General features: G+C 66.1%; 19 protein-coding genes and 3 pseudogenes. 7 read left to right on the forward strand and 15 right to left on the reverse strand.

The genetic code is table 11. The features are described 5' to 3' along the window. Positions 1-4: 4 nt before the first annotated feature. Positions 5-415, forward strand: a complete 411-nt coding sequence (locus RVF83_RS03565) for a hypothetical protein (protein WP_341261998.1) — start codon at positions 5-7, stop codon at positions 413-415. Here the strand turns inward: RVF83_RS03565 and RVF83_RS03570 are convergent. Both RVF83_RS03570 and RVF83_RS03575 read right to left on the reverse strand, forming a co-directional pair. Further along, the gene (locus RVF83_RS03570; RefSeq protein WP_074853410.1) at positions 376-1,314 is read right to left on the reverse strand and encodes an IS3 family transposase; all 939 of its coding nucleotides are present in this window, start codon (positions 1,312-1,314) and stop codon (positions 376-378) included. The two genes, RVF83_RS03565 and RVF83_RS03570, sit on opposite strands and share 40 nt — an antisense overlap. Continuing rightward, entirely contained in the window at positions 1,311-1,601 is a 291-nt protein-coding gene (locus RVF83_RS03575; RefSeq protein WP_005195137.1) for a transposase, read from the reverse strand. The genes RVF83_RS03570 and RVF83_RS03575 overlap by 4 nt, the downstream gene beginning before the upstream one ends. Before the next feature lie 129 nt (positions 1,602-1,730). Between RVF83_RS03575 and RVF83_RS03580 the strand changes: the two genes are divergently transcribed. From RVF83_RS03580 to RVF83_RS03590, 3 genes are all read left to right on the forward strand, one after another. Continuing rightward, positions 1,731-2,006, forward strand: coding sequence for a hypothetical protein (locus RVF83_RS03580; protein WP_174351908.1), 276 nt, complete (start codon positions 1,731-1,733; stop codon positions 2,004-2,006). Positions 2,007-2,185: 179 nt separating this feature from the next. Then, positions 2,186-2,956 (forward strand): TIGR02391 family protein, encoded by a 771-nt coding sequence (locus RVF83_RS03585; RefSeq protein WP_244278410.1) that lies wholly within the window; start codon positions 2,186-2,188, stop codon positions 2,954-2,956. 330 nt (positions 2,957-3,286) lie between these two features. Further along, positions 3,287-3,613, forward strand: a complete 327-nt coding sequence (locus RVF83_RS03590) for a hypothetical protein (protein ID WP_005195047.1) — start codon at positions 3,287-3,289, stop codon at positions 3,611-3,613. A 21-nt stretch (positions 3,614-3,634) separates the two neighbouring features. Here the strand turns inward: RVF83_RS03590 and RVF83_RS23695 are convergent. The 3 genes and pseudogenes from RVF83_RS23695 to RVF83_RS03610 all read right to left on the reverse strand — a co-directional run bounded on the left by RVF83_RS23695 (position 3,635) and on the right by RVF83_RS03610 (position 6,620). Then, a pseudogene (locus tag RVF83_RS23695) lies at positions 3,635-5,396 on the reverse strand (IS481 family transposase). Positions 5,397-5,800: 404 nt separating this feature from the next. Beyond that, entirely contained in the window at positions 5,801-6,403 is a 603-nt protein-coding gene (locus RVF83_RS03605) for a hypothetical protein (RefSeq protein ID WP_005195444.1), read from the reverse strand. 70 nt (positions 6,404-6,473) lie between these two features. Further along, positions 6,474-6,620, reverse strand: a complete 147-nt coding sequence (locus RVF83_RS03610; protein WP_162904513.1) for a hypothetical protein — start codon at positions 6,618-6,620, stop codon at positions 6,474-6,476. 284 nt (positions 6,621-6,904) lie between these two features. On the opposite strand from RVF83_RS03610, the gene RVF83_RS03615 reads away from it, so the two are divergent. Continuing rightward, positions 6,905-7,324 carry a DoxX family protein gene (locus tag RVF83_RS03615; protein ID WP_005195445.1) on the forward strand — a complete coding sequence of 140 codons (420 nt, stop codon included), beginning with the start codon at positions 6,905-6,907 and terminating at the stop codon, positions 7,322-7,324. Between the two features lie 40 nt (positions 7,325-7,364). Here RVF83_RS03615 and RVF83_RS03620 read toward each other — a convergent pair. The 5 genes and pseudogenes from RVF83_RS03620 to RVF83_RS03640 all read right to left on the reverse strand — a co-directional run bounded on the left by RVF83_RS03620 (position 7,365) and on the right by RVF83_RS03640 (position 11,687). Beyond that, a pseudogene (locus RVF83_RS03620) lies at positions 7,365-8,850 on the reverse strand (DHA2 family efflux MFS transporter permease subunit). Positions 8,851-8,924: 74 nt separating this feature from the next. Next, complete coding sequence (locus tag RVF83_RS03625) at positions 8,925-9,443, reverse strand: alpha/beta hydrolase (protein WP_039880026.1); 519 nt, start codon at positions 9,441-9,443, stop codon at positions 8,925-8,927. 140 nt (positions 9,444-9,583) lie between these two features. Next, a complete protein-coding gene (locus RVF83_RS03630) occupies positions 9,584-10,093 on the reverse strand; it encodes a TetR/AcrR family transcriptional regulator (RefSeq protein WP_005195451.1) in 510 nt (169 codons plus the stop codon). Then, positions 10,078-11,156: pseudogene (locus RVF83_RS03635) on the reverse strand (hypothetical protein); the annotation flags it as partial. The pseudogene RVF83_RS03635 and the gene RVF83_RS03630, both read right to left, overlap by 16 nt. A 144-nt stretch (positions 11,157-11,300) precedes the next feature. Continuing rightward, complete coding sequence (locus RVF83_RS03640) at positions 11,301-11,687, reverse strand: SRPBCC family protein (RefSeq protein ID WP_005195457.1); 387 nt, start codon at positions 11,685-11,687, stop codon at positions 11,301-11,303. Between the two features lie 121 nt (positions 11,688-11,808). On the opposite strand from RVF83_RS03640, the gene RVF83_RS03645 reads away from it, so the two are divergent. Beyond that, complete coding sequence (locus tag RVF83_RS03645; protein WP_051989251.1) at positions 11,809-12,564, forward strand: cutinase family protein; 756 nt, start codon at positions 11,809-11,811, stop codon at positions 12,562-12,564. 28 nt (positions 12,565-12,592) lie between these two features. Here RVF83_RS03645 and RVF83_RS03650 read toward each other — a convergent pair whose 3' ends face one another. From RVF83_RS03650 to RVF83_RS03665, 4 genes are all read right to left on the reverse strand, one after another. Beyond that, on the reverse strand, positions 12,593-13,252 hold the full coding sequence (locus RVF83_RS03650) for a GntR family transcriptional regulator (protein ID WP_005195461.1): 660 nt from the start codon (positions 13,250-13,252) through the stop codon (positions 12,593-12,595). Positions 13,253-13,332: 80 nt separating this feature from the next. Continuing rightward, positions 13,333-14,214 carry a sulfurtransferase gene (locus RVF83_RS03655; RefSeq protein ID WP_005195469.1) on the reverse strand — a complete coding sequence of 294 codons (882 nt, stop codon included), beginning with the start codon at positions 14,212-14,214 and terminating at the stop codon, positions 13,333-13,335. Then, positions 14,211-15,587: an LLM class flavin-dependent oxidoreductase gene (locus RVF83_RS03660; RefSeq protein WP_005195471.1), complete on the reverse strand. Its 1,377-nt coding sequence runs from the start codon at positions 15,585-15,587 to the stop codon at positions 14,211-14,213. Before RVF83_RS03660 ends, RVF83_RS03655 begins: the two co-directional genes overlap by 4 nt. Positions 15,588-15,646: 59 nt before the next feature. Continuing rightward, the gene (locus RVF83_RS03665) at positions 15,647-16,420 is read right to left on the reverse strand and encodes a hydroxyethylthiazole kinase (RefSeq protein ID WP_005195472.1); all 774 of its coding nucleotides are present in this window, start codon (positions 16,418-16,420) and stop codon (positions 15,647-15,649) included. Positions 16,421-16,580: 160 nt separating this feature from the next. Between RVF83_RS03665 and RVF83_RS03670 the strand changes: the two genes are divergently transcribed. Beyond that, positions 16,581-16,919 (forward strand): hypothetical protein, encoded by a 339-nt coding sequence (locus RVF83_RS03670; RefSeq protein WP_005195475.1) that lies wholly within the window; start codon positions 16,581-16,583, stop codon positions 16,917-16,919. Here RVF83_RS03670 and RVF83_RS03675 read toward each other — a convergent pair. Continuing rightward, the gene (locus RVF83_RS03675) at positions 16,916-17,557 is read right to left on the reverse strand and encodes a TetR/AcrR family transcriptional regulator (RefSeq protein ID WP_005195477.1); all 642 of its coding nucleotides are present in this window, start codon (positions 17,555-17,557) and stop codon (positions 16,916-16,918) included. The genes RVF83_RS03670 and RVF83_RS03675 overlap by 4 nt on opposite strands. Positions 17,558-17,572: the final 15 nt, after the last annotated feature.

Raw genomic sequence — 17,572 nt, forward strand, 5'->3', positions numbered from 1 at the left:
GAGCGTGTACATCATCTGCGACGACATCGTGATCAAGACGGTCCGGTCGAAGCTGACCACCGCAGACCTGCAACGACTCCGCGCCCGCGGCACCCGCCCGGGCCGGCCCAGACCGGCGCAAGCCGCGTTCGACACCTCCACCGCCACCCATCGGCCGCGAGCTATCGAGATCGACCGGACCGCGAACCGCGACGGCATCGTCATTGTTCGTGGACATGAACTCGCCCTCGGCGTCGTGACGGCCGGCAGCCGGGTCACCCTGCGGATCGACGGCGAGTTGATCCACGCGACCAACGGCACCCACCTGATCAAGACGCTACCCAATCCTCTTGACCTAGAGAATATGTGGTTCCCCCGGAATCGTGGAGGACTCCTCTATGCGGCTTCGGGCTCGGTGACTGCGGTGTTCTCGTAGTCGACCGGACTCATCATCCCGATCGCGCTGTGGCGACGCTGGTGATTGTAGAAGCCGTAGCACCACTCCAACACGACCGCCTGCGCCTCCATGATAGTATGGAACTCGTTGCGTGACAACACTTCCCACTCCAAAGAAGAGAAGAATGCCTCCGCTGCGGCGTTGTCGAAACACGATCCGACCCGGCCCATCGACTGCCGGATACCCATCTTCTGGCACAGCCTGGTGAACCGTTTCGCGGTGTACGTCGACCCACGATCGGTGTGGAAAATCAGCTTCTGCGCATCGTCATCACGCCATATCGCCTGCTTACCGCCCCGCGTGGCGACCGCCATCTCGATCGCCGCACACGCCAACGCTGCATCCGGGTGGCGACTGGTGGCCGCACCGAGCAGGCGGCGACTGTAGAGGTCGATGACCGTGGCCAGATACAGCTTGCCCGCCGCGGTCGGGATCTCGGTGATGTCGCCGACCCAGCGTTGGTCGGGGCACTGTGCGGTGAAATCGCGACCCAACAAATCGGGGAACTTCGGGGCGGTCTTGTCCTGGCGGGTCAGCCCGTTGCGCCGGCGGATCCGCCGCGCGACCAGGCCCTGACGACACATCGAATCAGCGACAGTCTTCTCGGTCACCGTCCACCCGTCAGCACGCAGATCCGCATGCAGGCGCGGTGACCCGTGCAGGCCGCGGGCCTTGTCGAACGCCACCGCCACGGCCCGGTCGATGGTGTCCCGGCGATAGTCGCGGGTGGTGTGCAAACCCGTTGCCGCACCCGGCGATTGGGTCCGCTTATGCCATTTGTAGAACCACGCCTCGCTGACCCCGAGCAGCCGGCAGGACACCGCGTGTGGCACCCGATAGTTGGTCCTCTGGTCGGCGATAAAGCGTGCCACGCTCACTTCGTCGCCTCCTTCACCCACAGGACCACTGATCGCTTGAGGACATCACGCTCCATGCGCAGCTCGGCGACCTCGTCACGCAACCGTTTGAGCTCAGCAGCGTCATCAACGGTCAGCTCGCCGCGGCCCTCCCGCTCGGCGCGCGCCCGGTTGACCCAGTTACCCAAGGTGCCCTCGTTGACCCCCAGGTCTCGAGCGACCTGGGCGATCGGCTTACCTGTCTCCTCGACGATCCGGACCGCCCCATCACGAAACTCCCGGTCGTACTTCTTCCGCTTCTCTGGCATCGTGCTCCTCATTATCGATGCCTCTACGGTTCGGGGGGAACCTCACTCTTCCGTGAGGGTTTGGCGGGTGGGATGAGCGGAACGCTTGATGCCATCGGCTCTCGCGCCAACTCGATATACCCGCCGGGGATGTTCGGTGTTCCGGTGAACCTCGGTTCCTACGGTGGGATGTTCTCGGATCACCTTATGAGTGCGCCTGGCCTCTCCTCGCTTTTTCAGCACGCGCAGAAGCAGATGGTCGACAAATACCCTGACGTGATCGCGCGTGATCAGTCAGCTGAGGTGATGTACAGCGCTCCCGGAGCAGCCGACGTACGGGTCGATCTCCAGTTCGCCGACGACATGGGCGACTTGTGGCGTCGACGGCACGGTCAGCAACCCGAGCCTGTGATGGAGGACGAGTAGGCCAAGTCTCCGAGTCCGACCCACGTCCGAAATGATAAGAACGTCATAACACCTAATCGCAAGGCGCCAGACCTTGGTCAGTCGCCTCTAAGAGCAGAGCCACTCGATGTCGACCACTATGCCCAAACAAACGCCCCCGAAGATTGCTCCCTTCACCCTTCGTCAAGGGCGTGTGCGACGTGCTTTCGCAGACAGATCATCCGGGACTCACCGGTTCCGAGATCGACTCCTTGCTCCAGATGGTGGGAGTCAGGCAGCGTAAGCCGGGCGGCAACAAGCGCGACAGCCTGTACGTCACTCTCTACAACGTCCAGGTTCGACAGCAAGCCGGCAACGTCATGGGCGGATTCATCGCAAAGGCCATGAATCCTAGCCGGTATGCCGCTCAGCCAGCTCGTTTCGACGAGCTGCGCGACCAGCTCAACCAGTTCCTCGTGTACTACGGCTACGCAGTTAACGAAGCGGGCAAGCTCGCATCCGGAGCGAAGGCATCCAGCATCTCCGAGGGTGCCGCCCTGGCCGGACGACTTCAAACTGAGCTGAGGCGCCGAGGGTGTCACAGCGAGTTATTCCGCTACTGCGACGAGGAACTCATCGGGCGTTCTCTGTTTCATGCAATGTCGGAAGCGTCGAAGAGCATCCCAGCAAGAGTCCGCGGCATCACGGGGTTGGCGGGTGATGGCGCAGCTCTTTACGACGGCGTCCTCGGAACCAATCGCGAGCATCCCGCCTGGTCCATCAACGCCCATGAATCAGACTCCGACATCAGCGAGCACCGCGGCTTTAAAAGCCTGCTCGTTGGGATCCACGGGCACTTCCGAAACCCGCGCGCGCACTCCAGCCGAATCTTCAATGATGAGGTTCTGAACGATTTCTACGACGCGTTCTCGCTCTCCTCCTACGTACATCGTCGGCTCGACTCAATGAGGAGATTGACCGCACCCCACTGAGCCGAAAGCTTGGCTTGCGGCTATCCGCGCCGAGGAACGATTGCTCGGGTCGCTGCTCACGGTCTCAGGTCCGGACCACACCAGAACCAACGGCCCGCTCTAGATCCGCTATGACGAGTCCTCTCATCCGTTTCATCACGACCGGCTTTCTGGGTGCCCACCCCCTCGCTGCGAACGTCACCAATCTGCTCATGCGGCTGCCGACCTCCGGGAGGGCGGCAGATCAGCGCGCCCAGCGAGTGGCGCCGCCAGAATGTCCTATCGCGCCGATATCCTGCCTACGTGCCTCCCCGGTCGCGGGAGGACGTGCTGCGCGATCAAGGGTGAGTGATGATTGACGAATCGGCGGTCGTCGAACAGTTCCTCGAGCTAGCTCGGGGCACGAGCAGCTCGCTGATCAGCTTCCTGCCGGCGTTCGAGGACGCCGTCACAGTTCCGGAAACATCGACTATCGTGCGGACGCACTTTCTCGCACATGATGCCAACGGAGCGCCTGCTGTGGAGCAGCTCGCAGGAGCGATGGCGTCTGCGGCCATGGATTTCTGTTTAGCACGTTCGAAGATCGAGCGAGCGTATGCAGAGTACGAGGAGACTCGATCGACCGCGGCCATCGTGAGCTTGAATGAGCTGACGTGTGCGGTCTCAGGAGATGCGTGACGTCGTGTTCTCGGGAGATGCTTACCGGCGGTGGGGCCGGTGGGCGTTGAAGTTGCGAATGGTCTTGGTGGTGGTTCGTGCGTGCAGTGACAGTTCTCTGGCGCCGTCGAGCACTCGTAGGTGGTGATCGTCGACGATGATGGTGACGATGGTGCCGGCGTAGGTCGGACTGACTCGGAGGCGTTGGCTGGCCACCATGATCTGACCGCTCTTGGGAACCCGGCGCTGCACGCTCTGCGGCCCTGACGGTGGCGCAGGCGGCAGCGGGGTGCTGGCTTCCCGAACTCCGGTCAAGCGGCGAATATTCTCTAGGTCAAGAGGATTGGGTAGCGTCTTGATCAGGTGGGTGCCGTTGGTCGCGTGGATCAACTCGCCGTCGATCCGCAGGGTGACCCGGCTGCCGGCCGTCACGACGCCGAGGGCGAGTTCATGTCCACGAACAATGACGATGCCGTCGCGGTTCGCGGTCCGGTCGATCTCGATAGCTCGCGGCCGATGGGTGGCGGTGGAGGTGTCGAACGCGGCTTGCGCCGGTCTGGGCCGGCCCGGGCGGGTGCCGCGGGCGCGGAGTCGTTGCAGGTCTGCGGTGGTCAGCTTCGACCGGACCGTCTTGATCACGATGTCGTCGCAGATGATGTACACGCTCGACAGGTCAGCCCACATCACGACACTGCGCTGCGCATAGTTTCTTTCCGACCCACACCTGTTGCACACCGGCAATAGTCACTACACCGGACGGCGGCACGACAGTGTCGAACTCAATGGCGGAACTCGACTGATCGGCCACGGTTGGAGCTGGCCGAACGACTTCGGCTTCCGGTCGGATCTCGGCACCAACAGGCTTGCTGGGCATGGTGTCGGGATCGGTGCTGCGACTGCGGAACACGCTGGCAGGGGTGGCCATGTTCAGCGACTGATGCGGTCTGCAGGTGTTGTAGGCGTGGACCCATTCGTCGATAGCCGTTTGCGCGGTCTCGATGGTGTCGAAGGCGCCAGTCTCGTCGAGAAGCTCCCGGCGCAATGTGCGATGGAATCGTTCGATTTTGCCGGTCGTGGTCGGTGACCGGCGTTTGGTCAACCGCGCGGTGATGCCGTACTCGCGACACGTCCGCTCGAAGAGCACCTCAACCGGCAACGGCCGCGTGTGTCTGCCGGTGAACTGGTTGCCGTTGTCGGTGAGCACCTCGAACGGCACGCCCCATCGATTCATCGCCCCGACGAACGCTTCACACACGGCACTGCCACTGGGCTGCTCGAGAACCGCGGCGACGGTGACGAAGCGGGAATGGTCGTCGATGCCGGTCAACAGTTTGCATTCCCGGCCGCCAGCCAGGAACACACCTCCAACCAGGTCGAGTTGCCACAGATGCATCGGAGCTTCCCGCTCCCATCGCTTGTAGACCCGTTTATGTAGCTGCTCTTGAGGATTGACCAATCCGTTGCGTACCAGCACGCGGTGCACCGTGGCCCGCGCGGGCGCGGGCGCATAAGGGTCGAGGCGTCCGAGTTCGTAGACGATGCGCCGGGCACCCCACCGCCGGTGGGTGCGTCGCATTTCGCAGATCGTCGCCTCCACTTGTGGAGAGATCTGGTTCGGGCTAGTACGCGGTCGGCGAGATCGATCCGATAAACCGCCCAGACCTGATGCGGCATAGCGCTTGCGCCACGCCGTGACCGTTTGGCGAGAGACACCGTAACGGTTAGCGACCTCGATGACCGGAGCACCGTCGGCGACTTCGGTGACCGCACGGAACCTGACCTCCACACGCACCCGTGCAGCGATCTCAGCATCGGATTCAGTCTCAGCAGAGAAGGACACCCCCCACACTCTGACTGCGACCACCGACAAGCGTGAGACGTCAACGATGTCCCGGCGACACGACGTCAAGCATGTCCCGAGCCCTTACACGTCACATCCGGGAACATCGCCACGACACCGGCCGGCGTTCGATCGCCCTTGTTCAGCCGGTCGGACGGTTCGACCATTCACAAGCCGCAGTTCACGTCGCGTAGCGGTCTCCTAGCAACCCGCCGCTTCAGCACTGCAACCTCGAACTATGACGCGCCGGCCGGGGAGCAGTGCTGGCCTGAGGATTCTGACAAGTTAGTGAGAACCCACAGGTGACATGATCATGAGAAACCCCAGTTCGCGACTGACAAAGAGGATGAGATCCTACAAACAGAGAGTCATTCCCAGTCGAACCCATCTGGATCGACGAATTGCCCGGTGTCGGCGGAGATCGACAGCCGATGCGACCCGGAACCCGCGGCATCGACGCCGGCGTCCTTCGCCGCGGCTTTCCGACCGTAGAGTGCGAGCTTCACCGAGTCCGGTCCGCTCTCGAACTCGACGTATTTGCGGCCGTAGCTCTTCCCCACCGTGAATCCACGGTCGACGTAGAACTGCTTGGTGGCCGCGACGTCGTCGACGCCGAGGAGTAGGACCAGGTCGTCGAACTCGCGAGTCGGCGCTCCGGTCGACTTCTTCGACGAGCTGGCGACCTTCCAGATCGTGCCGTCGGGCGCCTGGACTACGCCGCCGTAGCCCCAGAAGGACTTTTTCGCGGGCTTGAGCACGGTGGCGCCGGCGTCGATCGCGGGATCGAGGAAGGAGTCGGCGACCGTCGGATCGGCGACCACGAGCGAGATCACGAAACCGCGAAAGCCTTGGCTCGGTGCTTCCGCGGTCCGGAACCGCAGTCGATCGTCGAGCCCGAAAGCCTTGTCGTAGAAGACCTCCGCGGCGCTGATGTCGGGAACTTCGAGGGTGAGTGCGTTGATGTTCGTCATGCTTCGACGCTATGGCGCGTCGAAGTGTTCACGCTTCTCGATTCCTGATCGATCAACCTGCGGGTGTTGTTCAGCCGGGAAGATCGACTGCGAGGCGGGCCGCGAAGACGACGACCTGTGCCACCACCAGAACCGCTAGGCCGATGGCGAACGCCGCCGCAGTGATGACCACTCCTGCGGAAGCCTTCAGCGCGTCCCACACCGACTTCAGCGTCATGACCGTTCCCCGAGCCGCATCGTGGCGAATGGGTGGCCTGAGGACTGGTGTCGGAACACCGACATCGGGTCGAGGGACATGGGCTGACCTCCGTGCGGACAACTACCCCGGACGACGGTGTCCGGGGTCACATATGTATCACACATTTACTAGGTACCGCGACTAATTCTCATAGGTCGCCGCCGAAGGGAGAATCAGACGAATCACCCTCCCTGCCAGTCCGAGACCGGAACGGTCACGAACCACCGGGAACGCAACAGACGCGACCATTGGAGGAGCCTGCATTGTCGATCCTGTCCCCCACCACCGCCCGCCAGCCGCTGGGCCGCGCGATCGCCCGGATCGCGCTCGGAGCCGTCCTGGCGATCGCCGGGATCGGCCATCTGACCGCGCAGCGGGAGGAGTTCCAGGCGCAGGTCCCCGACTGGGTGCCGTTCAGCAAGGACTTCGTGGTGCTCGCCTCGGGCGGGGTGGAGATCGCGCTGGGGGCGGCACTCATCGCCCTTCCGCGCCATCGCAAGATCATCTCGTGGATCGTCGCGGCGTTCTTCGTCGCGGTGTTCCCCGGCAACATCCACCAGTACGTCGACCACATCGACGCCTTCGGCCTCGACACCGACCAGAAGCGCCTCACGCGTCTGTTCTTCCAGCCGGTGCTGGTGCTGTGGGCGATCGCAGCGGGGACCGGGAAGCGTTCCGACTAGCCGTCTCATAGCTCGAAACCGCGGTGACCGCGGCTTCGAGCTATGGATTCGCCGGTTGTTCGCGGCGGGTGCAGGCGTCCTGACATGCGGTGTCCATCCCGGCCCGGACCTGCGGCCGGAAGCCCGCGCCGGAGCTGATGGTCAGGGCCGCGACGAGCCCGCCGACGGCGCAGAAGGCCGCGCAGATGTACATCGCCGTCCGGAAGCCGTCGCCGAGAGGCTCTCCGGGGCCGGCGTGGATACCGGCCACCGCGGGCAGCACCGCGACGGCCAGGAGGCCGGCGACGCGGGCCACCGCGTTGTTCACGCCCGACGCGGTCCCGGCCAGCGCGTCGTCGACCGCACCGAGCGCGGCCGCGGTCAGCGGTGCGACGGTGACCGTCATCCCGAGCCCGAACAGCAGGACGCCGGGCAGCACGTGCGCCAGGTAGTCCGTGCCCGGCTGCACGCGCGACATCAGCGCGAAGCCGCCCGCGGCGATCAGCGGACCGACGGTCATCGGCAGTCGCGGCCCGGTGGTCTGCGCGAGCTTCCCCACCAGCGGGGAGCCGAACAGCATGATGAACGTGCTCGGGAACATCGCCGCCCCGGCCTCGAACGCCGAATAGCCGAGACTCTGCTGCAGCTGCAGGGCCAGCAGGAACAGTGCGCCACCCCAAGGCCGCGTACACGAGGAGCGTCGTCAGGTTGGCTCCGGTGAACTGCGACGCTCGAAAGAGCCTGAGCGGCAACAACGGCGAACGCACCCGCGTCTCGATGACCACGAAGGCGACGAGCGCTCCCACGCCGACGAGACCGGCGGCGGTCGTCCCCGCGGACCAGCCGCTCGACGGCCCCTCGATCAACGCGAAGATGACGCCCGCGAGACCGAGCGTCATCGTCACGGACCCCGCGACATCGAGGCGCGGCGGTGCGGACTGATCGCGGGACTCGGGCACATGCCGAATCGAGATGACCAGCGCGGCCAACGCCAGCGGCACGCTCAGGAAGAAGGCCCAGCGCCACGACGCCGCGTCGACGAGCCACCCACCGACGAACGGCCCCAGCGCGCTGGTCGCGCCGGACATCCCGGCCCACAGCCCAACCGCCGCACCGCGATCCTCCGGCGCGATCTCCGCGTTGATCAATGCCAGGCTGCCGGGCACGACGGCCGCCGCCGCGACGCCCTGGACGAGCCGCGCGACCACAAGCCATTCGATGGTCGGCGCCACACCGCAACCGATCGTCGCCACTGTGAACATCGCCAGCCCGCCGGTGAAGATGAGCCGTCGCCCGTACCGGTCACCGGCGACGCCGCCCAGCAGCAGGAGTGAGCTCAACGTCAACAGGTAGCCGTCGAGCACCCACTGCTGCCCACGCAGACCGGTGCCGAGGTCACGCGCGATGGACGGCAGCGCGACGTTCACAACTGTGCCGTCGAGGAATGCGACGCCCGAACCGAGGACCGCGGCGACGATCAGCCACCGGCCAGCGGTCGACGCAGCACGAATGCCGACCGGTTCATCCGCCGAACGGTTCGCGATCATGTGTGCCTTCCCGAGACCTCGGGTCGCTGTCTACCCAGGGTCACGGTCGGATCGGCTACGCGCAACCACCGCCGTCACGGGCAGGCGTGTCGCACGTCGGCGGCGACGATGCCGACCTGCCCGAAGAACTGATGACCACCGGTCTCGTGACGATGCAGGTGCGCACCCGGGAGTACCGCGGCGTTCAGGTCCAGGTGCCCGATCGGGACCTCTTCGTCGTCGACGCAGTGGTGCAGGGAGAACGCAACATCGCCCGGTTCTGGTCCGACAAAGTCGTACTGCTCGATCGCCCACCCGTTCGGCCCCCAGTTCGGCATCGCGAGGAGGACGGCGCGCCGCGGCCCTGCGTAGCCGGCCTCGGCCAGCACGTGCAGCAGGATCGATGCGCCGAACGAGTGGGCGACGAGCAGATCGTCGGGTGCCATCGCAGACAGCCGTGCGCGCAACGGATCGGCCCACGCCTGCAGGGACATGTCGTCGCCGGAGAACTCCGGCATGTCGACCGGCACGCCGAGTGCGTCGCCGAGACCGTCGGCGATCGGACGGTCGTCGGTGAATCCACCTGCGCCGTGGACGAACAGCAGACGGGTCATTGCCGATGCCTCCATTGCCGATCCCTTGGTTGGTCCGTACCGATACAGAGAAAGACCCTGCCCGAGGGGCTTTCTCATCGCGATCGGAAGATTTCGTCCATCTGAGGGGCTTCGGAGGGCAATACGCCCTCGGAGGGCGCTCAGGGGGACGAGTTTGTCAGCGATTCGCCGGGCGAGGCACCCGAACCCCCGAGCAGCAGGCCCACCATCGCCTTTGCGTCCGCTTCGGTATAGCCGGGTCCGACGATGCACAGGTTGCCGATGGCACGCAGGAACGTCACCGCGCTGACGTCCTTGCTGACCGCTCCCGTGTCCTGCGCCCGCTCGACCAACGAGGCAAATGCCGGGACCAAACTGTCGAAGATCAACGCGTGCAGGTTGTTCAGGCTCGGATCGTCCGAGCTCAGAGCGTCACTGAGTCCGTGTTTGGTGACCAGGAAGTCGGTGAACGCCGAGGTCCACCGGCACAGCGCATCCGTCGGCGGCACGTCGTCGGCGTTCAAGGTCTCGGCGAGCGCCACGCACTCGTCGACCTGATGCCGGTAGACCGCGGTCACCAGGTCGGCGCGCGTCGGGAAGTGCCGGTACACGGTGCCGACGCCCACGCCGGCCCGCGCGGCGATGTCGCGAACCCGGTGATGTAGATCCACCGATCCTCATACACCGACCAGTTCCATTCCGGCAGCGGCAGAGTCACCGTCGCCCGACGACCATCGGGAGCGCGGCCCTCGACCGTCATCGGGCGGAACGACCTCGGCGGGATCACGCCGGCGACCGACGGCGCAGCGGCCACGGTGCTGCCGTAGGTCATCGCCTCACCGACGTCGCCTTTGTAGTTGCGGGTCGCGTCCCACTGACGGGCGATGACCTCGCCCTGCTCACGCTGCAGCAGTCGGGCATTGCCGCGACTCTGGCGGGTTCCTTGGAGGCGATGCCCTCCCAGGCGCGCATGATCTCGTCGTCGAAGATGCCCGCGTCGTTCATCTCCCGCAGTGCGGGCAGTCCGCCGACGACGTACGCCCGGTGCATCGGCATCAGGTCGGAGAAGATGTTCTTCTGCATCACCAGGATCTGGCCCTGGACCTGGCGCAGATCGTCGGCGGTGATCTCGGCGCCCACACGAGCCAGCGCGCGCAGTCCGCCGGGCAGGCTGTTCACCGCTTGCGTTCCCGCGAGTTCGTTGGCGCGGGCCACGATCGCGTGTGCGACGGGCTGCAGCCGACTGAACTCGAAGATCTCGGTGGCGTCCTTGTAATCCAGGAGGCCACCGCCGAAGTCGCCGCCGACCAGACCACCCATGCCGGCCCACTGCAGTTCGCGATGCGCGAGCTGCAGATCCTCGTAGTAGCGGTAGGACTTCAGCAGGTTCTGGTGATTGGCGCCGACGCCGTCGCGCGGATTCCACGACGCGAGGTCGATGCCGGCGCGCGTCGTCGTCTCCACGAGCCAGTACTGGAACAGCAACGCCTCATACGACGACGGGTCGAGCCCGCGATCGCGGGCCTGCTCGACCAGCCTCTTCAGCGTGCTGGGATCGGTCGGCAACGCCGGGTGCACACCGCCCGGCCCCTGCGACGCGTCACGATTGACCAGCGGCAGGTTCAGGTACCGCGAGAGGGAGTCGGCGGATGCCGCACCCCCACCGACCAGCGAACCGAGCGCGACGACCACTGCCACCGCTGCGCAGACCGACCCCCGTACGACCTTGTTCACGACGCTCCCGTTCAGGCCCCCGACATCACGGCCGAATCACATTCGTATAACTGAGGGGAATCTAATCGTTGATGTAGTCAGACGGCAATTCGACATCGGTAAATCAGTTCGAATCCGCCGAAACGGGTCCGGTCGGCCAGGCGGCTACCCCAAGAGCGCCTTGAGCCGCGCCAGGTCTTCTTCGACCATGCGGGCGTCCCGGTCGAACTCGTCGTCGGACATGGCCAACTGCCGCAGGGTGAACACCACCTCCGCACCCTCGGGATGGGGCAGCACGCGCAGCGGATTGTGCACGGTGTCGCCGTTCGGGAGGATCACGTCGTGGTCGACGACCCCGAAAGTGTTCCGCGGAACGAACCGTACGGTCACGGTGCCCATCGGCGACTCGGCCAGGAGGTCGTCACCGCGTCGCACGATCTCCGAACTCGCCAGTCCGGCGGCCCATTTGGGGAGATTGTCCGGTTCCGACACGAATCGGTAGACATCGTCGGCTGCCGCGCCGATCACCGTGCTCACATGACGACTCCGCATGCCGAATCAGTATTCCGGGTTTGGTGACGTGGTGCCCGGGGAACGTGGGATGGTCACGACTGGGAGCCACGACATGGGGACTCCCGCGACGATGAGCACATCCACCACCGACGGGATCAGAATGAACGACGACGCGAACTCACCAACGACCCGGCGGCGAACTGGCGTGATCACGCGGTTGAGCATCGTCGCCGTGTCCCTGATGGCCGCGATGACGGGGGCGTTGATCGCCGGAAGCCCGGCCGACGCCAAGCCGGGATGCTCCGACGTCGAGGTCGTGTTCGCACGCGGGACCATCGAGCCCGCGCCACCGCTGGGGCTGACCGGTCTGTCGTTCGTCGAGGCCGTTCGGAGCCAGCTGCCGGGCAAGTCGGTGGCCGCCTACGGCGTCCCGTACCCGGCGAGTGACCAGTTCAGCAACCGCCTGAAGTTCGCCCGGACCGTCGCCGACGGGGTCCGCACCACGCAGAACCGCGTGAAGTACCTGGCGGCCAACTGCCCGCGCACCAAGGTCGTCCTCGGCGGATACTCCCAGGGCGCCGTCGTGGCCGGCTACGCGGTCCACGCCGGTCTCGACCTTCCCGCGCGGTACGCCGCCTACGACCGCTACGTGCCGCCGCCGCTGCCCGCGTCGCTGTCACGCAACGTCGCGGCGATCGTCTTCTTCGGAGCTCCGTCGGACCGCTTCATCGACGACATCGGCGCACCGCCGGTCCGGGTCTCCACTCCGTACCGCGGCAAGACCGTTCGCTACTGCGTCGCCGGTGACACCATCTGCGACGGCGCCCCGGTCGGTGGCCCCAACGCCCTGCACACGCTCTACTCGGTCAACGGCATGACGCTCGACGCCGCGAGGTTCGTCGCCCCGCGGGTGTGAGACGCTCAGCGAGCCGGGTGTCAGCGGCTCAGCGAGCCGAGGTGTCCGCCGCGCCCATGGTCCGGGAGACCAGCTGCGAGATCCGCACGTCCCGATCGTGATTGAGATGTTCGAGCATGAGCAGCCGCGCTTTCTCGGGCGAGCCGTCGATGATCGCCGACAGGATCTGCTCGTGCTCCCTCACCGCACTCTCGAAGCTCTCGCGGCCGGTCGGGGTGAACCACGGCGCGCTGACCTTGATCTGGTCGCGTAGGTCGCGCTCCATGTCGTAGATGGTCTGGTTGTGTGCGGCCTGCAGCACACAATCGTGAAAGACGTTCAGTGCGTGACGGATGTCGGCGGGATCGGTGTGACCCGAACTCAGCGCCAATGCCTCTTTGAGGCGTGCGACATCCACCGGCGTATGCCGTTGCGCCGCTGCGGCAGCCGCACTGGACTCGAGAATGGCCCGCACCTCGAAGATCTCGAGCATCTCCTCGTCACCGCGGATGCGCAGGCTGAATCCCCGCGATGCCGCGACCAGAAGCCCCTTGCGCTCGAGCAGCCCCAACGCTTCTCGCACCGGGGTCCGCGACACGCCGAACTCCTCGCTCAACGTCTGTGGGATCAGTGTGGCGTCTGCCGGGTAGTGGCCGTGCGTCAGACGCTCGTGCAGCGCTTCGTAGACCGCGTCGCGGGCACTCTTCATCGGCGCTCACCTTCCATCGGGTCATGCGGGTCGGACATCACGAGCCCCTCGATCCTTTCAGACGGCACCATCGGCAGACGTCATCGCGGCAGCGGCCCGGTCACCAGCGGCAATTCGGGATGCGCGCGCCACTCGCTCAGCGAACCGTCGTAGACGCGCGGCAGCGGGTAGCCGGCCTCGGCGAACGCCAGGGCCGCACCGGCCGCGTTGATGCCGCCGCCGCAATAGACGATCACCTCGGCATCGACGCCGATTCCCGCCGACTGCAACGCCTTCCGGGTCCTCGCGGTCGAGAAGGTGCCGTCGTCGTTCAGCAGGTCGGGAAACGGGACGCTCAGGCTTCCCGGGATGTGGCCGGGCCGCTCACCCCCGGATTCGCCGGTGTAGTCGGGTTCGCGCAACGCACAGACGATCGTCGTCGACGACGCTTGCGAAACGGCCACGTCATGGACCTCGATCAGGTCGGCGAATGCCGGACCCGTGAGGTCGCGCAGCGCGACGACGTCCGGGCCGCCGGCGGCAGGGGCGGGCGCGTCACCGGCCGCCACCGGGTGATCCAGCTGCGTCCAGCGGGCGAACCCGCCGTCGAGGACCTTGGCGTGCTCGAATCCGAACGACCTCAGGACCAGCCACACGCGCGCCGCATACGCGCCGCTCAGCTGGTCGTAGACCACGATGTCGTCCGACGGCGTGATACCCAGAAGTGATGCGGCGGCCGCCATCTGATCGATGGTCGGCCGGGTGAACGCCACCGGCGCGTCGGGATCGGAGAAGGTCGCGAAGAGATCGGCGAAACGGGCCCCGGGGATGTGCGCAGCCCGGAACACGGCATCACCCGGGGCGAACACCGTCTGTCCGTTGTCATCCACCGAACGCTCGACGCTGGCGTCGAGGATGATCGTCGAATCCGCATGGCGACGAAGCCATTCGGCCGAGACGAGTGCGGTGCCGGCGACGGTCACGCGACGGTCCCGCCGTCCGCGGCGTCGGCCACGCTCTTGGCCCGGTTACGCCATTCGCCGCGTTCGGGTCGGGCGAGCCCGAGATTCTCACGCAGGGTGTCGCCCTCGTATTCGGTGCGGAACAGGCCGCGCCGCTGCAGTTCCGGCACCACCTGGGTGGCGAAATCCTCGAAGGCCGCCGGGACGTGGGTCGCCTGGATCATGAAGCCGTCGGCGGCACCGGCGTCGAGCCACTCTTCCATCGCGTCGGCGATGTCGGTGGCCGAGCCGATCATGTTGCCCTCGGTGCGAGCGCCGTACCAGCGGCCGATCTCGCGGATGGACAGCTTCTCCCGTTCGGCGAACTCGACGACCTCACGGTAGTGCCCCTCCACTCCGACGACTTCGAGCGACGGCAGCGGTCCGTCGAGGTCGTACTTCGTGAGGTCGACGTTGACGTGATACGCCAGACGGGACAGACCCGCCATGGGGTCGACGAGCTCGAAGAACGCCTCGTGTTTGGCCATCGCGTCGCGGTAGTCGGTGCCGACGACCGTCGTCGCGGCGGGCAGGATTTTGAGCTGCTCGGGATCCCGGCCGTGGGCGGCCGCGCGCCGCTTCATGTCCTGGTAGAAGTCGACGGCACTCTCGAGCGACTCGTGGCTGCAGAACACGACATCGGCCCAGCGGGAAGCGAAGTCGCGCCCCGTCGGTGACGCCCCGGCCTGCACGATGACCGGGTAGCCCTGCGGCGGACGGGGCACTCCGAGCGGCCCCTGCACCTGAAAGAAGCGACCCTTGTGGTCGATCGCCTCGACCTCCTCGGGGCGGGCGAAGCGGCCGGACTCCTTGTCGTGGATCAGTGCGTCGTCGGACCAGGAATCCCACAGGCGGGTGGTCACCTCGAGGAACTCCTCGGCACGCGCATACCGCTCCTCCCGGTCGGGCAGCTTGTCCTGGTTGAAGTTCTGCGCCTCCGCATCCTGGAAGCTGGTGACGACGTTCCACCCGGCGCGTCCGCCACTGAGGTGATCGAGCGTACCCATGGACCGCGCGAGGTTGTACGGCTCCTGGTAGCCGGTCGACATCGTCGCGGCGACACCGAGTCTGGTGGTCACCGAGCTCATCAGGGTGATGACCGTCATCGGGTCCAGACGCGGTGTACCGGTACCGAATTTGACCGCCGGCTCGAAGGAGTCGCCGAGACTGCGCGGGACGGCGAGCGCGTCGGGCACGAACGCCATGTCGAACTTGGCGTCTTCGAGGACCCGGGCGATGTGCAGATAATGCTCGGCGGTGAGGAAGCCGTCCCCGGCGTCGGGATGCCGCCAACCTACCGTCCCCTGCGGGCCGGCATTCATGAATGCGGCCAGGTGGATCTGCTTGCGGGACATGTCATTCGCTCCTTTGCGACTGATCTGCGGTTGACGATGAGCGGGGCGCTTCTGCCTCGTCAGCGAGTGGATAGTTCGTCGAGGAAGGCCACGGCGAACGATCCGGTGCCGATGGTGCGAGCACCTGCCCGCTCCCCCGCCGCGGCGAATGCGGCGTGTGCGGCGCGTGCGGCGGTGAACGGATCGACGACGGCGCAGTACGCCGCGCTGAGTGCACCGAGGCTGCAACCGGTGCCGGTGACCTGCGGCATCCGCGAGTCACCGCCCGTGACGGAGGTCGCCCGGCCCGACGGGTCACAGAGGTAGTCGACCTCACCGGACACCGCGACCACCGCGTCGAGGCGGGTGGCGAGATCCTTCACGATGTCGATGACCTCCGAGGAGTCGAGGGTCGAATCGACGCCACTGCCTCCGGCGCCACCCGCCAGGGCGGCGATCTCACTGGCGTTGCCGCGGATGATCGACGGCTTGTGCTTCAGCAACGCGCCGAGGATCGCGTCGTACTCGGTCGCGCCCGCACCGATGGCAACGGGATCGAGCACCCACGGGGTACCGGCCTGGTGTGCTGTCGCGGCCGCCTCGTCGAGCGCCTCGGGCGTCACCGACGACATCAGCGCCGCGCCGTTGATCCACACGGCGCCGGCTCCGGCGGGAAACGCGCCAGTCCACCCGGGTGCCGACCCGATGGCGGGCCCGGCGCCGAGCGCGAGCAGCACGTTCGCGCTCAGATTGGCCGCAACGTAGTTGGTCAGGCCATAGATGAAGGGCGCCTTCTCCCGGAGGCTCACGATGGCGGTCTTCACCTCCGCCGACTCGATGGTCGTCGTTTCCATCCCCACGAAGACTCCTTCAGGTTGCAGCACGTCACGGACAACTGCATTTAGTTGTATACAGCTGTATGCGGACCCCGCCAGCCTGGCCGACTTTAAAATCACGCCGATTTGAAAACAGGGGTCGCCCCTTCGCCCCTACCGTCACCGGAGGTGAGCGACGATGAGCGCCATGCGTGACCTCACTCCCGACGACCTCGGCGTGCTGTTGTCTGTGTTCGCCGTCCTTCTCCTGGCATTCGGCGCCGACTTCCACTTCTCCCGCCGAGTCGCGAAACGCCACAAGTTGTCCGCCCGCATCTTCATCACGGTCAACGTGGTCGGCGAACTCGCGACCGCCGTCGCGCTGGTCCTGACGTGGGTGGCCCTGTGGAGTCCCGCCGCCTGGGAGCGGATCGACAACCTCCTGGTCTTCGGCCCGGGCACGCTGGCGATGGTGTGCGTCGTGATCCTCACGGTCGAGACCGTCGTGTCGCGCTCGACGGATGCGTGGCGGGGCTAGCCGAGAAGGGCCACGATCGCCCGCGCGAGTCCGCGTCGTGCCAGTTCCTGATCCTGGAAACTGCCGAGTTGCTTCTCCGACACCAGACCCCGCATCGCGCCGGGCAGGAATGCCGCGACCTCGCGGACGCGTTCCGGGTCGACGTCGAGGTCGGCGAAGGCGCGCTGGCAGGACTCGGTCCACGACGGTCCCCAGGAGGCGAACTCGGCGGCCGTCTTGGGGAAGAGTCGCCGGAGTTCGTCGGGATCGCGGGGCAGCGCTGCCCGCAGGGTCTCGATGGCGCGGGACTCCGGCGCGTTCAGTCCCGCATACATGAGTTCGATGATGGCCTCGACCCGTTCGCCCAGTGGTGCTTCGGGTTTCACGCTGACCGGCAGGTCGCCGCGCTGTTCGGCGGTCCGGTGCAGAACCGCCGCCCAGAGACCGTCGATGTCGTCGAACTGATACTTGATCGCACCCCAGGTCGCGCCGATGTCCTTGGCGATCCGGTTGCCTGACACCGACGCCGGATCACCCGAGGCCAACGAACTGATCGCCGCGTCGAGCATTGCGTCCCGGGTGGCCTGTCCGCGACGATTCGCGCGCCGCGCACCGGGCGCCGGCGTACCGGACACGGTGCGGGCGTCGGCGGGGGTCATGGTCGCCGATGGTAG

Origin of the sequence: Gordonia rubripertincta (genome assembly GCF_038024875.1) — a bacterium.
In the GTDB taxonomy this organism is placed as follows: domain Bacteria; phylum Actinomycetota; class Actinomycetes; order Mycobacteriales; family Mycobacteriaceae; genus Gordonia; species Gordonia rubripertincta.